13 protein-coding genes are annotated in these 13,818 nt (G+C 35.4%); 5 read left to right on the top strand and 8 right to left on the bottom strand.

What is annotated here, in order from left to right; all coding sequences use genetic code 11:
- Positions 1-2: 2 nt before the first annotated feature.
- The 4 genes from IAI10_RS04645 to IAI10_RS04630 form a co-directional block, all read right to left on the bottom strand.
- Positions 3-1,073 (bottom strand): sensor histidine kinase, encoded by a 1,071-nt coding sequence (locus IAI10_RS04645; protein WP_315672117.1) that lies wholly within the window; start codon positions 1,071-1,073, stop codon positions 3-5.
- 78 nt (positions 1,074-1,151) lie between these two features.
- Entirely contained in the window at positions 1,152-2,258 is a 1,107-nt protein-coding gene (locus IAI10_RS04640) for an ABC transporter permease (protein ID WP_315672116.1), read from the bottom strand.
- Entirely contained in the window at positions 2,255-3,412 is a 1,158-nt protein-coding gene (locus IAI10_RS04635; RefSeq protein ID WP_315672115.1) for an ABC transporter permease, read from the bottom strand. Before IAI10_RS04635 ends, IAI10_RS04640 begins: the two co-directional genes overlap by 4 nt.
- 12 nt (positions 3,413-3,424) lie before the next feature.
- A complete protein-coding gene (locus IAI10_RS04630; RefSeq protein ID WP_315672114.1) occupies positions 3,425-4,357 on the bottom strand; it encodes an ABC transporter ATP-binding protein in 933 nt (310 codons plus the stop codon).
- 253 nt (positions 4,358-4,610) lie between these two features.
- On the opposite strand from IAI10_RS04630, the gene IAI10_RS04625 reads away from it, so the two are divergent.
- A complete protein-coding gene (locus IAI10_RS04625) occupies positions 4,611-5,051 on the top strand; it encodes a hypothetical protein (protein WP_315672113.1) in 441 nt (146 codons plus the stop codon).
- A 100-nt stretch (positions 5,052-5,151) separates the two neighbouring features.
- Here IAI10_RS04625 and IAI10_RS04620 read toward each other — a convergent pair whose 3' ends face one another.
- On the bottom strand, positions 5,152-5,847 hold the full coding sequence (locus IAI10_RS04620; protein WP_396334340.1) for a deoxynucleoside kinase: 696 nt from the start codon (positions 5,845-5,847) through the stop codon (positions 5,152-5,154).
- Between the two features lie 585 nt (positions 5,848-6,432).
- Between IAI10_RS04620 and aspS the strand changes: the two genes are divergently transcribed.
- Genes aspS through gatB form a run of 4 tightly spaced genes read left to right on the top strand, consistent with a single transcriptional unit; the run spans position 6,433 to position 11,368 of the window.
- Positions 6,433-8,178: an aspartate--tRNA ligase gene (gene aspS / locus IAI10_RS04615; protein ID WP_315672112.1), complete on the top strand. Its 1,746-nt coding sequence runs from the start codon at positions 6,433-6,435 to the stop codon at positions 8,176-8,178.
- A 24-nt stretch (positions 8,179-8,202) separates the two neighbouring features.
- Positions 8,203-8,496: an Asp-tRNA(Asn)/Glu-tRNA(Gln) amidotransferase subunit GatC gene (gatC, locus tag IAI10_RS04610; RefSeq protein ID WP_315672111.1), complete on the top strand. Its 294-nt coding sequence runs from the start codon at positions 8,203-8,205 to the stop codon at positions 8,494-8,496.
- Positions 8,493-9,950 carry an Asp-tRNA(Asn)/Glu-tRNA(Gln) amidotransferase subunit GatA gene (gene gatA / locus IAI10_RS04605; RefSeq protein WP_315672110.1) on the top strand — a complete coding sequence of 486 codons (1,458 nt, stop codon included), beginning with the start codon at positions 8,493-8,495 and terminating at the stop codon, positions 9,948-9,950. Before gatC ends, gatA begins: the two co-directional genes overlap by 4 nt.
- On the top strand, positions 9,947-11,368 hold the full coding sequence (gatB, locus tag IAI10_RS04600) for an Asp-tRNA(Asn)/Glu-tRNA(Gln) amidotransferase subunit GatB (RefSeq protein WP_315672109.1): 1,422 nt from the start codon (positions 9,947-9,949) through the stop codon (positions 11,366-11,368). The genes gatA and gatB overlap by 4 nt, the downstream gene beginning before the upstream one ends.
- Positions 11,369-11,509: 141 nt before the next feature.
- Here gatB and IAI10_RS04595 read toward each other — a convergent pair whose 3' ends face one another.
- Genes IAI10_RS04595 through IAI10_RS04585 form a run of 3 tightly spaced genes read right to left on the bottom strand, consistent with a single transcriptional unit; the run spans position 11,510 to position 13,763 of the window.
- Complete coding sequence (locus tag IAI10_RS04595; protein WP_315672108.1) at positions 11,510-11,959, bottom strand: Ig-like domain-containing protein; 450 nt, start codon at positions 11,957-11,959, stop codon at positions 11,510-11,512.
- Complete coding sequence (locus IAI10_RS04590) at positions 11,956-12,174, bottom strand: hypothetical protein (protein ID WP_315672107.1); 219 nt, start codon at positions 12,172-12,174, stop codon at positions 11,956-11,958. Before IAI10_RS04590 ends, IAI10_RS04595 begins: the two co-directional genes overlap by 4 nt.
- 41 nt (positions 12,175-12,215) lie before the next feature.
- Positions 12,216-13,763, bottom strand: a complete 1,548-nt coding sequence (locus tag IAI10_RS04585) for a glycoside hydrolase family 43 protein (protein WP_315672106.1) — start codon at positions 13,761-13,763, stop codon at positions 12,216-12,218.
- Positions 13,764-13,818: the final 55 nt, after the last annotated feature.

Raw genomic sequence — 13,818 nt, 5'->3', positions numbered from 1 at the left:
CTTCACCTTTCTTCTCCAATCGGAATTACATAAACTATAATAAAACCATTTTCACCGCTGAAGGAAACCGTTCCCCCCAGGTTTTTTATTCTCTCCCTTATTCCAAGTAGTCCGAATCCTTCTCTTAAGTTATGGCAGCCTTTCCCATTATCTTTAATATAAACCCTTACCGCACTATCACTTATATCAATTTTTATTTCTATGTTTGTTGCTTTGGAATACCTATATGCATTGGTAAGAGCCTCTTTTACGTCAGAGCTAATAGTCTCAAGCACATTAGGCTGGAGTTTGTTAATATCTCCTGAATATTTAAAATCCACAGAGCAAAAATTAAAGTTATTAATAATACTTTTTATATATTCCAGACCAATTGCATTCCCTGGCTTTATATTATGCACCGTATTTCTCATCATATCTAGGGTTTCTGACAATCTTTTAATGGAATCCTTTAACAGGTTATCAGACTTTTCTTCATCTCTAAGCTTTAGTTTTTGCACTGCTTGAAGCTGAATTAAAATACTGGCAATGCTGTGCCCTACTGTATCATGAATTTCCCTTGCAATTCTGTTTCTTTCCTTGATTTCAGCAATATAAGCAGTCTCCTTGGCGGAATTCAAAAGTCTCTTTTTGGCAGCTTCCAGTTCATATCTATATCTTCTTTCATTATCATAGGTTTCCTTAAAGGAATCTATTTTTTCATTAAATCTTAAATTAAGATTTCCTAACATAAAAGCCATAACATACAATGCTAAAGCCTCCAAAGTATTCCTTGAACCTGAAAAATACATTCCCAATGCAGCAGCTGGAATTGCAAGCAGCTTCATATTCTCTCTGCCAGCATCATATGCAATTAAGGCATAGATTAAGGAAAAATTACTACTATATCTACACCCAAAGGCTGCAAGTGCCCCTTCTATTATTAAACCTATCTCAGTGACTTTAAATTTATGCTTAAATATATTTGCTGATACTATTATTAAAAAAACTCCGACTTCAACTGTAAGAACATTGCCTTGAATTACAAACTCCCCTATAATAATCATGAAAATTAGTATTCTAATTAAATATTCCATGTTCCGACCTTCTTTTTAACTATATAAAAAATAGCCTGTATAATAATATTATTATACAGGTGTTGAGATATATCTGCATTAAATGTTTTCAATATATACCTTTTTCCAAGAGGATGCCAGAAAAAATGCTAATGTGAACAATAATATTATTCCTATATCTTGACCGGCAGCAATAATAGATGCGGAGGTCATTAATTTATTTATGCCATCTGTGAACCAATATGCTGGAGTAAACTTTCCTATGGTAATTAGAACATTAGGCATATATTCCTTTGGCCAAAAGAAGCCTCCAAGCATTCCTATGATAGTATTTACAAGCAAAGCTAAAATTGAAGCCTGCTTAATATTTTTGGAAAGACTGCTTATTGCAAGGCTTAAAGCTACACAGCTAGTAGCATAAATTGCAAATATAATAAACATATTTAGTCCTGATGCTCCAAGCTGAGTTTTAAAAGCATCCACCATAAATATAAAACCTACAAGTACTTGTAATAATACTATGAGCAGGAAGCTTAATATATTTTGAAGCATGTAATTCCAATTCTTAAGAGGTGAAACAAACATACGAATATAGGTGTTATTTTTCTTATCCTCAAGCATTAGGTTTGTTGAAAAAGTTGCAATCAGAAGCATTGTATAGCCTAACATGCATAACGCCATTTCTTCCTTCTGCCCATTGCCACCTGCATTTCCAAAAATAATATTTTCACTATTGAAAGCTCCATTTTCATAGTTCTTAAGAGAAGAATAGAACAATTCTTTATTTCCTTTGGTATTTCTAGCAATATTCTTAGCTGCATTCATATAATTTTCCACATATAGTTTTATAGCAGAAGTAACACTTGCATCATCAGTACTAAAAGCTTTAATTTTAGCATCTTCACCATCTATTATCTCATCAGTAAATCCCTTATCTATGACAATACCGTAATCAGCAGTTTTATTAATAATCCTTATTTTAATATTATCTTCTGAAGTAATTCCTACATTACATTTTCTCTCTAACTCTTTTATAAAAGTATTCGTAAATTCAGTGTTGTCTTTATCTGCTATTGATACATTTATGCTGCCTGTGGTGTTTAAACTATAGGCTAATATAATAAACACTATCGGAGCAAGAAATATGGTGATTCTATTTATTCTTTTCTTAAATATTCTTTTTAAATTTGAAATAAAAATTGTCATCTTATCCTCCTCCTTTCAAGTGCCATAAAGCCTATGAATAACAGAGCTGAAAAAATCCAAAGCATTGAAATATAACCTAAAGTGTTAAAGAAATGTACATTAACTCTATAGTTATTAGAATATATAACATTTAACAAAGCTGTTTGCGGATAAAAATTTGGCGAAAAATGCATTATTATTGATTGATTAATATCCTGTGTAACAATTAAAGCGTATCCTCCTGCCAAGAAGGTAAAAATATTATTTAATAATGTGATTATCCCTGATGCCCTGTTTCCGCTGCCAACAGCCATAGTAATGAACATTCCAAATATGGTAGAAAACACAGCTCCACTTATTATAATCAAAACTATCATTCCAAAATTTCCTCCCCAATTCACGTTGAAGGCAGCCTTACTGAAGGCTATGATAATTATACTTTTAATAAATGTATCAATGACGCAGCCTAGAATCTTTCCTATTAATTTTTCGTATTTCTTTACAGGTGCTGCATTAATCCTAATCCCTACATTTTCAAAATAATCTTCTGAAACCATATCTGCGGAAAATAAAGCTGAGCTCATTATGGCTAGGACAAGCATCGCAACACCGTAGTAATCTATTGCTCTCGGAGCATTTCCTTCAGTAGAAATCCTATTTTCATTCACCGTGTTGTACTGCACATAGCTTAAATTCTTAGCATTAAGTTTTGCCTCAGCCATCAAAGCATTCCCTGAAGAATTATATGCATCCATAAGATTCTTAATAATTTCATTTTTAAAATCTGCATACTTTGTATTATATATTTGAATTGAGGCTTTTTCTCCAGATTTTATTTTCTCCGAATAATCCTTTGGAACTACTAATAAAGCAGAAGCCTTTTTATCATCAATTAACTTTTCTCCTTCATTAATTGAAGCCACTTCTCTTAGGTTTAATATATCTTTAACATCATCATTATTAAAAAATTTGCTAAGCTCCTTTCCTTGAATTCCTCTATCCTGATTGAGATAGCATACATCAAATTTATCTATCTTCAAACCCTTAAAGGCACTATTAAGAGCTGTTCCAAGAACTAAAATCATCAGTATTGGAATCACAGTTGATCTAATCATCGATCTTTTGTCTCTAAAGTCACATTTAATAGTGCTTGCAGCTATATATAAGATGTTCAATCTTTATCCCTCCTAGTCTCTTAGCTTTTTTCCTGTAAGAGTAAGAAATACTCCTTCAAGACTTGGCTTTTCAACATCTATTCCTACTATTTCTGAGCTTGAATTATTTATGGAATCTATTATTCTGCTTAAATTCTTGCTATTCTTTTGCGATATTACAGTTAGGTTCCTATCATCAAGCATACATTCCTTAACACCATCTATCTTCTTGATTTGATCAATCATTGTATAGTTAATATTTGATAGTGTAAAAGTTAACTTTTCTTCTAAAGCAACTAATGACTTTAGCTCTTCCTTTGATCCGTTAGCTATTATCTTTCCACAATCCATAATTGTTATATCGGTGCAAAGCTCCTCTATTTCCTCCATGTAGTGTGAGGTATAAATTACGGTAGCACCGCTTTTATTTAGTTTTTTTACTGAATTCAGTATGTGATTTCTAGACTGCGGATCTATTCCAACAGTAGGCTCATCCATTATTATAAGCTTTGGTTTGTGAACAATAGCACAGGCTATATTTAATCTTCGCTGCATACCTCCTGAATATTTCCCTGGGAAATCTTTTTTTCTATCAAGAAGGCCACTAAACTCCAGAGCCTCTTCTATTCGCTCCTTAAGCAGACTTCCTCTCAGCCCATAGAGTCTCCCAAAAAACTGCACATTTTCATAAGCAGTCAAATCATTGAAAACTGCAATATTCTGAGGTACCACCCCTATGCTTCTCTTAATTTCCTCCTGATCTTTATCCATGCTTTTCCCAAAGATTTTTATTTCACCGCTATCTTTTTTACTCAGTCCTAAAATTGTATTTATAGTTGTGGTCTTGCCCGCTCCATTTGGTCCTAGAAGTCCGAAGATTTCTCCTTCCCTTATAGACAGACTTAAGTTGTCTACAGCTACAAATTCCTTATATCTTTTAACAAGATTTTTTATTTCAACTATCATTATTTTCTTGCCTCCAAACTCTTTTTCTAATGTTATAATACTTGAAGCCCATCTATAAAAATAGTGAGTTAAATTATATTTAAATATGACATTTGTCATTGTAAATTGTAATCACAGTTATAAGTTAGTAATATTTTATGAATGTTCACAATATGTTAACTTTTTCTCCACTAATTTGTCACATTTTTGCTAAAACTAAGTAGCGTAAAATCAATGGCAAAATTTATTGCCAAAAATAGGAGGAGATTTACACATGATTCGAAGAAACTTGAAAATAACTGCAGCTATAAGCCTTGCTCTTCTTATAGCTTTTGGCTCCACTGCATTTGCTGCAACAAATGAGCCATCAGTTAAAATCGAAAAAAAATCCAATGACAGCGATGGAACCTGTAAACACTGTCATGAGCATCCTAAAGGAGGATGGTTCCTTACACCTGATGTTTTAAATCAATTAGGAATTTCTAAAGATGATATTTCCAAAGCAAAGGAGGAGAAAAAAACTATTTTTGATCTTGCAAAAGAAAAGAAAGGCTTCACTCCTGAACAAGTAAGAGCTCTAATACTAGCCTGCAAGACAGAGGAAATAAATAAGCGAGTTTCCGAAGGTAAGCTTACAAAAGAAAAAGCAGAAAACAAAATATCAAAAATAAAAGAAAAATTGAACAATTGGGATGGAAGTCTGAATAAAGACTAAAACAAAAAATCCGTAAAAATAAAAAGATTGAAGCTTAAAGAATAGTCTTCAATCTTTTTATTTGGTTCTGTTTTAAATCCGTATCGATTTTTATACCGATTTAAAACTCCCTTTCAATTTCTGAAAGCTTATGCTCTATCAGCTTCAAAACATATTTTCTGTCTTCAGTATTATTTTCAAAATCTAGGGCATCCACGTTAATCTTAAGTATTGGTGATATATTGTAAGCTTCGAAATATGCTTCATATTCCTTGTTAAGAGTTTCCCAATATGCTCTCTCTACCACCTGCTCATAATTCCTTCCGCGTTTTTTTATCTTTGCCATAGCTGCATCAACGCTTGTCTCCAAATAAATCATTAGCTTTGGAGGCTCCACATGCTCTAACATGTTCTCAAGCAGCTCTCTATATAATTCAAATTCATCTTTTGACATGTCTCCTCCATCACAAAGCATTTTTGCAAATATGCAGTCGCCGTAAATAGATCTATCCATTACCGCATTTCCCATAGAGGATGCTTCTTTTATGTATTTAAAACGCTTATTTAAGAAAAATATTTGAAGAGAAAAAGCGTATCTTGCTCTGTCATAATAAAATTTTTCTAAGATTGGATTGTCCACTACAGGTTCAGCAAATTCTGTATACCCTATTTCAGATAATATCTTCATCAATGTGGATTTTCCAACCCCTACCACTCCATCAATTACTACAGTTCCTTTATTATCGCTTTTTAGCATATCACTAACCCCTTTTTCTCTAGTTTTTACTTTTGATAATATATCACTATATAAGGACATAGGCATGGCCCTCCATAACTATCCAAAATCACTTCATTAGTAATAAAGTTTAGAGAAATTATTATAGCATTTTTCCTTAAGAATTTAAATATGCTTAATTGCGAATACTATATCCTATGAGTGAAAAAAAGTAAAAATTAACATATATAAATAAATTGACAAAAGAGTCTAAATTGTAATATAATTTTGCCAAAGCAATGACGAAGAGAAGTAACATGGATTATCGTTCACAGTGAGCGGGAGATAGTGAGAACCCTGCAAAATGAATTTATGCGAATAACACTTTACCAGCTGCAATCTGAAAGTCTTTTGACTAGTAGGTGAGCCGTAAGCCTATCGTAAATTGGCAACACTAGAGTGACTGCATTTGACAGTAAATCAGGTGGTACCGCGGACATATAACAGTTGTTCGTCCTGAAATTTTTTATTTCGGGGCGGGCAACTTTTTTTATGCAATAATAAGCCGCTGAAGCAAGGTATTATGCTAAGGCTGGCCATTAAAGCAATATATAAAGAATCTTGCAGATAAATTTTTATGCTCTTCCGAAATGATAATATCTAAAAAGCAGAAAAGGAGAGAAAAAAATGTCACAAATGTATCGAAGCAAAACCTTAAATCAAATTTTTGAAAGCGATATGGGATCAGAACTTAAGATAGCTGGGTGGGTAGAAAATATCCGTGACCATGGCGGTGTGTCTTTTATAGACTTACGTGATATGTATGGTGTAATGCAGGTTGTACTTAGAAATACTGATCTGCTGAATGGAATCAAAAAAGAAGAGTGCTTATCCATAGAAGGAGTTATTGAACACCGTGATGAAGAAACCTACAATCCTAATATTCCAACAGGGACCATCGAGCTTGAAGCTCATGCCATAACTGTTCTTGGAAAAGTATATAGAGATTTGCCTTTTGAAATAGCCACTTCAAAAGAAATTCGTGAAGATGTTCGTCTAAAATATCGTTATCTTGATTTAAGAAATCGTAAGGTTAAGGATAACATACTTTTTCGTTCACAGGTTATAAGCTTTCTAAGACAAAAGATGAGTGATATGGGCTTTGTAGAAATACAAACTCCTATTCTAAGTGCATCTTCTCCAGAGGGAGCACGTGACTATATTGTTCCATCAAGAAAATATAAAGGTAAATTTTACGCACTGCCACAAGCTCCACAGCAATATAAGCAGCTGCTTATGGCATCAGGCATTGATAAATATTTTCAAATTGCCCCATGCTTTCGTGATGAGGATGCTCGTGCTGACCGTTCTCCTGGTGAGTTCTATCAATTGGACTTCGAAATGTGCTTTGCTACTCAAGAGGATATATTCCATATAGGAGAAGAAGTATTAACAGAAACCTTCAAGAAATTTTCTCCAGAGGGTTATGAAGTTACGGAAGCGCCTTATCCAATTATTAGCTACAAACAAGCAATGCTTGAGTTTGGCAGCGATAAGCCTGACCTTCGTAATCCGCTTCGCATCATAGATGTTACTGATTTCTTTCAGAAGTGCTCCTTTAAGCCTTTCCACAATAAAACAGTGAGAGCTATAAAGGTTCATGCAGAGATGTCTAAAGGCTTTCATGAAAAAATTCTTTCCTTTGCACAATCTATAGGAATGGGCGGACTGGGCTACCTTGAAGTAAAAGAAGATTTATCCTATAAGGGACCTATTGATAAATTTATTCCAGAGGAAATGAAGAGCCAACTTCTGGATATGGCTTCTCTTGAATCAGGTGATGTTATATTCTTCATTGCAGACGCAGAAGATCTTGCAAACAAATATGCAGGACAGATTCGTAATGAGCTTGGATTGCGACTTGATATTTGCGAAAAAAATGCATACCGTTTCTGCTATGTGAATGATTTTCCAATGTACGAAATTGATGAAAATACAGGCAAAATTGGCTTTACCCATAATCCGTTCTCTATGCCTCAAGGAGGTTTAGAGGCACTTAATACAAAAGATCCATTAGATATCCTTGCATATCAATATGATATAGTATGTAACGGTATTGAGCTTTCCTCCGGTGCAGTTAGAAACCACGACATGGATATCATGGTAAAGGCTTTTGAAATTGCAGGCTATGATGAAGATATCTTAAAAGAAAAATTTGGAGCATTGTACAACGCCTTTCAATTTGGAGCTCCACCTCATGCAGGTATGGCCCCTGGGGTTGACCGTATGCTTATGCTGCTTAGAAATGAAGAGAACATCCGTGAAGTTATAGCCTTCCCAATGAGCAGCAGCGCTCAGGATCTTATGTGCGGTGCACCAAATGAAGTAACAGAACAGCAGCTCCGTGAAGTTCATATTAAAGTTAGGAAATAATTGATTTCGGAAAGGAGATAAATTATGGCAGTAAGTAAAACAGAAATTGAAAGACTTGCCAAACTTGCTAGGTTACGCTTTTCTGATGAAGAACTTGAAAAGTTTGCTAATGAATTTGATGAAATTATTGCATTTGCAGATACCATTAACCAGTCTGTAGAAGGTGGCACAGAAGAGATTCGAAGTGTAGGTTCAGAGCTTGTTTCCTTTGAAAAACTTCGTGAAGATGAAGTAATTCCTTCTCTTCCTAATGAAAAAATTGTTTCTAATGTAGAGGATAAGGACGGGTTTTTCAGCGTTAGGAGGAGTAAAAAATGAAAGAAATAATTTCTGAATTATCATCAAAGCTTCACAAGGGTGAAATATCTTCTGTTGAAATCACAAAAGAATATATAAAGTCTATAGAAAATATAAATCCAACTATAAACGCCTATGTGCATACCACCTTTGATACTGCACTTCAAGGTGCCCAAATTGCTGACAAGATGCTAAAGGAAGGAAATGCTTCTGCATTATGCGGTATTCCAATGGCATTAAAAGATAATATATGTACTGACGGCTTGCTTACCACTTGCTGCTCCAAAATTCTTGATGGATTTAAGCCATATTATGACTCAGCTGTATGGGAAAAATTAAAAGTACAAGGTGCTGTACTTTTAGGTAAGACAAATATGGATGAATTCGCCATGGGAAGCACTTCTGAATCAAGCTGCTACGGAGCTCCTTTAAATCCAAGAAACACTGCACATGTAACTGGCGGCTCCTCTGGTGGATCAGCTGCAGCAGTATGCGCAAACTTAGCAGCTTATGCTTTAGGTTCAGATACTGGTGGTTCAGTGCGCCAGCCTGCTTCCTTCTGCGGTATAGTAGGACTTAAACCAACCTATGGTGCAGTTTCACGTTATGGATTAATCGCTTATGGAAGCTCCTTAGACCAGATTGGCCCATTAACCTACAGCGTAAAGGATGCTGCAGTGGTATTCGATGCCATAAAAGGCGTTGACAGACGCGACCAGACAAGTAAAGCTTTTGACTATGATAATATATTAGCTGGCTTAAATCAGGATATTAAAGGCAAGAAAATCGGAATTGCTGAGGAATTCTTTGAAGGCATTGATGAGGATATGAAGGCTCAGATATTTGAAGGAATAAAATTATTTGAGAAAAATGGTGCAGAAATAGTAAACATAAAGCTTCCAGCTCTTAAGCTTGCGCTCCCTGTTTACTATATAATAGCCTGTGCTGAAGCTTCTTCCAATCTTGGAAGATATGATGGTATTCGTTACGGTCACCGCACAACTTCCTATGACAGCATTGATGATATGATTTACAAAACTAGAAGCGAAGGCTTCGGTGATGAAGTAAAGCGTCGTATAATGCTGGGAACCTACGTTTTGTCCAGCGGCTATTACGATGCCTATTACAAGAAAGCTATAGTTATCCGTGAAGAGATTAACAGAGAATTTAATCATATATTTGAAAAATGTGATGCATTGATTGCCCCTACAGCACCAAATACTGCATTTCCTCTAAATTTTAAAGGCGCAAGCCCTGTGGAAATGTATCTTTCAGATATTTGTACAGTACCTATTAACATTGCAGGTATACCATCCATATCAATTCCCTGTGGAAAAGATGCAAAAGGTCTTCCAATTGGTATGCAGATTATGGGCAAAAAATTTGATGAGAAAACCATCTTAAATATGGCTTATTTCTATGAACAAAATTCCGAAGATAAAGTCGGTATTTATGAAGGAGGTGTCAGAATATGAGCTATGAAGTAGTATGTGGTATAGAAACTCATATTGAACTGGCAACTAATACTAAAATTTTTTGCAGCTGTACCACTGAATTTGGAGGAGCTCCTAACACTCACTGCTGCCCTGTGTGCACTGGTCAGCCTGGTTCCCTTCCTATCTTAAATAAAAAGGTAGTGGAGTATGCAGTAAGAGCTGGGCTCGCCATTCATTGTAAAATCAATAATATTTCTCATATGGATAGAAAAAATTATGTCTATCCGGATTTACCTAAGGCTTACCAGATTTCTCAATATGATGAGCCCCTTTGTGAACATGGCTACATCAAGCTGGATAGCGGTAAAAGGATTGGAATCACTCGTATTCATATCGAAGAAGATGCTGGTAAACTAGTTCATGAGAATGGTTACACATATATTGATTATAACAGAGGCGGAGTTCCACTAATTGAGATTGTATCAGAGCCAGATATTTCCTCTCCCGAAGAAGCAAAGGAGTATGCTGAAAAGCTGCAGCTTATCATGCGTTATGCCGGGATTTCCGACTGCAAGATGCAAGAAGGCTCCATGCGCTGCGACGTTAATGTATCCTTGCGTAAAGCAGGCACAAAAGAATTTGGAACTAGAACTGAAACTAAAAATATTAATTCTCTTAACTATATACAAAGAGCAATGTATGCCGAAATTGAAAGACAAACCGACATTTTAGAAGCCAGCGGCACCATAGTTCAAGAAACCATGCGTTATGACGATGCATCAGATTCCGTATCACCAATGCGTGAAAAGGAAAACTCAGATGATTACCGTTACTTCCCTGATCCTGATATTATACGTTTTGAAATTCCACAGGAAAGGGTAGATGAAATTCAGGCATCACTTCCTGAAGCGCCTTTTGATAAGCTAAAGAGATATATGGATGAGCTGGAAATTCCAGAAGCAACTGCAAAACAGATTTTCAGATACAGAGCTGTTGCAGAATTCTTTGAAGCTGCACTAGCTGAAGGTGCAGGTACTAAAAATACTTCAAACCTGATTACTGGAACTATCTATGCCAATATGGCAACTGAGGAAGACAAGGAGCTGTTCAAGGTTTTAATCTCTCCTAAACAGTTTGGAGAACTAGTAAAGCTTTTAGACGAAAAGAAGATTAATTTTAAAATGGCTCAAAGCACACTGCAGCAAATGCTGGAAAGCGGCAAATCTGCGAAAGAATTCATAAAATCTGAAGACTTAGAAGGTATTTCTGATGAGGTTTTAACCAAATTGTGTCAGGAGGCCATTGCTGCTAACCCGAAAGCCGTAGAAGATGTAAAAGCCGGAAAAGATAGAGCTATCAACTCTATGTTCGGCTACATCATGAAGCAAACTAAGGGAAAGGCAGATGTAAAGAAAGCAGAAGCCATCATTAGAGAATTGGTTGCAAAGCTGATTTAAAAGATAGCTCCAAAAATTATAGCTCAACTCTCAGAATTTAGATAATGCTAACTCTAGCTTCTGAGAATTGAGCCTTTTCTTATTTGCCTATGTTTTAAGAGAATGTCGATAACAGCTTTGATGGATTTAAAACAGAACCTATTATTTTACAACCACATTCATTGAATAATATTTATCGTTCCATGGTAAAATCACTGGATCTGCATATCCGCGGGCTAACGGGAATGAATATGCAGCCTGTACCACCTTACCTTTTAACTTATAAGTTCCTTGCTTATAAAAATCAACTTCAGAGCAATCCCATTTTACTGATTTTTCTAGGATTGAAGCATCTGAATAAGTGGCTATTGCTTTTACTGCTTCCAAGTCCTTTGCTGATGATACTGTTACGCTGTCTGGTACAAGAACCTCGGTATTATAAATTGGTGTCCACTGTAACTTAAAAGCATGAAAAACTTCTCTATTGATAGAAAGTATATTACCAGGTTCTATATATTGTAAATTCACAGTTGGATGCTTAAATTCATATTCTTTTATTGCTTTTGGCAGGGATATTTTATCTCCCTTCATTAAATCCGTTATTTTATTCAAATAGCAGTTTCCATCATTACCCTGCCAACGTATTTCATATACTGCTTCCTCATTGTTGAAGCAAACAATATGCCATAATTTTCATTTAAAGGTCTGAAATAATTTTTTTCATCACAAAAAGCAAAATGAATACTATTACTTAACGACTCAGTATACTCATTTTTGGGTTTTCTTGTATAAATTAAAGCCCTCATATTCTCACATTTATTATCCATACTATCACCTCAAAAATAAAATTCAGCATATTTCCTTTATTTTACACACCTACATATTCAAACCAATCAAATGAGGCTGAGTTATTACTAATTGCAGCATTAGAACTTGCATACAAGCCCAATTCAGTACCTACGAAACCTCCAGCCACATCTGTGCTTAGTATCCTTCCATCAACATTTTCAATTAAAGCTTTATAGTCTTGAGAGCTTTTTCCATAGTAAAAGCTGTATTCCTGCCCATGGGCTTCTACCTTCAAATATAATCTAGCTGCTGAAATAGCTATTTCCTTCAAAACCTTTTCTTCTCCTGCCTCACACTTGATGAGTCTTATCACATTGTCATCACCTTTTTTGGTATATACAAAGCTAAAATTAAATTCATTGCTCTGAAGTAAAACCATTCCTGCCGCTTCACTTTCGCTCCTTGGATTAAACTCCATTGCAGTGGAAGCTGAAAATTCTATATGCTGCTGCCTCCTTCCCACAAAACTTGGATTTTTAAGCTCTGTTATTTTTTCAGGTTTAAGCTTTAAAGTCAAATAACCTGGACGTTCTTTTAAACTGTAAAATTCCCCTCTAGGAGTACGTAAAAAGTTCCATTTATAATCAAGTTCATCATCTTCAAAATTATCGCAGGCTGAAGGAATGAGCATCCTATCTTCAGGTAAATCAGGCTTAGGGTAAGTCATTGATATTTTGCCAACGCCTGGACACATTATGGGCCAACCTTCCTCCCATATAAGCGGAAACAAGAAGGTTTCTCTTCCAAGATTTCTATAATATCCTCCATAAATACGCGATGCTAGTCCCACTGACCACCACTCACCATTCTGAGTCTCTACCAAATCGCAATGTCCCACATTTACCACCGGATACTCTCTTCCTAAATGTCTGTGAGTTAGTATAGGATTTGCTGGATTTCCAGCATAGGGACCTGTAACAGAATTGCTGCGGGCTATTGAAACTGCATGCTCAGGCCCTGTGCCGCCTTCAGCAATCATAAGATAATAAACTCCATTTATTTTATATAAATGAGGCCCTTCAGGCCAAACTGCATCTCTTAAAGCCCCTCTCCATAACTCCTCAGGTTCTCCCACTAATTTCATTGTATTTAAATCAAGCTCTTGAAGCCATGCCTCCCAATTACCAAAATACTTTGGTCCTTCAGGTGCAGGTCTTGTACCTATGTAGTAAGCCTTTCCATCATCATCAAAAAATAATGAAGGATCAATACCTGGAGCATCCAAATAATATGGATCAGACCAAGGACCTGCTGGATCAGTGGCAGTAACTAAAAAGTTTCCGCCATGACCTACATTTGTGGTAATCATATAAAAAATACCATTATTATATCTGATTGTAGGTGCAAAAATCCCTCCAGATTGCTGCTGTCCGTCTAAAGGAAGCTGAGAAGGTCTATCTAATACATGCCCTATCTGCTTCCAATTAACTAAATCCTTGCTATGAAAAATAGGAACTCCAGGATAATAAGCAAAAGAGGAAGTAACTAAATAATAGTCTTCTTTCACCCTGCAAATTGAAGGGTCAGGATAAAAACCTGGTAGTATTGGGTTTTCAAAATTATTCATAATTTATATCACTCCTAATAGTATTTTAAATCTGGATCTGTTTTAAACAAGTGTT

Origin of the sequence: Clostridium sp. 19966, from assembly GCF_032335695.1 — a bacterium.
Classification (GTDB): domain Bacteria; phylum Bacillota; class Clostridia; order Clostridiales; family Clostridiaceae; genus JACTOJ01.
Note: the sequence above shows the minus strand (reverse complement) of the source record. Positions and strands in the feature narration are given on the sequence as shown.

Excerpts from the sequence above, each read along its gene's own strand:
- IAI10_RS04620 (WP_396334340.1), bottom strand. The coding sequence starts at position 5,847 with ATGTCCTTATATAGTGATATATTATCAAAAGTAAAAACTAGAGAAAAA.
- IAI10_RS04630 (WP_315672114.1), bottom strand. The coding sequence starts at position 4,357 with ATGATAGTTGAAATAAAAAATCTTGTTAAAAGATATAAGGAATTTGTA.
- IAI10_RS04645 (WP_315672117.1), bottom strand. The coding sequence starts at position 1,073 with ATGGAATATTTAATTAGAATACTAATTTTCATGATTATTATAGGGGAG.
- IAI10_RS04590 (WP_315672107.1), bottom strand. The coding sequence starts at position 12,174 with ATGGATAATAAATGTGAGAATATGAGGGCTTTAATTTATACAAGAAAA.
- gatC (WP_315672111.1), top strand. The coding sequence starts at position 8,203 with ATGGCAGTAAGTAAAACAGAAATTGAAAGACTTGCCAAACTTGCTAGG.
- gatB (WP_315672109.1), top strand. The coding sequence starts at position 9,947 with ATGAGCTATGAAGTAGTATGTGGTATAGAAACTCATATTGAACTGGCA.
- IAI10_RS04640 (WP_315672116.1), bottom strand. The coding sequence starts at position 2,258 with ATGACAATTTTTATTTCAAATTTAAAAAGAATATTTAAGAAAAGAATA.
- IAI10_RS04625 (WP_315672113.1), top strand. The coding sequence starts at position 4,611 with ATGATTCGAAGAAACTTGAAAATAACTGCAGCTATAAGCCTTGCTCTT.
- IAI10_RS04585 (WP_315672106.1), bottom strand. The coding sequence starts at position 13,763 with ATGAATAATTTTGAAAACCCAATACTACCAGGTTTTTATCCTGACCCT.
- aspS (WP_315672112.1), top strand. The coding sequence starts at position 6,433 with ATGTCACAAATGTATCGAAGCAAAACCTTAAATCAAATTTTTGAAAGC.
- gatA (WP_315672110.1), top strand. The coding sequence starts at position 8,493 with ATGAAAGAAATAATTTCTGAATTATCATCAAAGCTTCACAAGGGTGAA.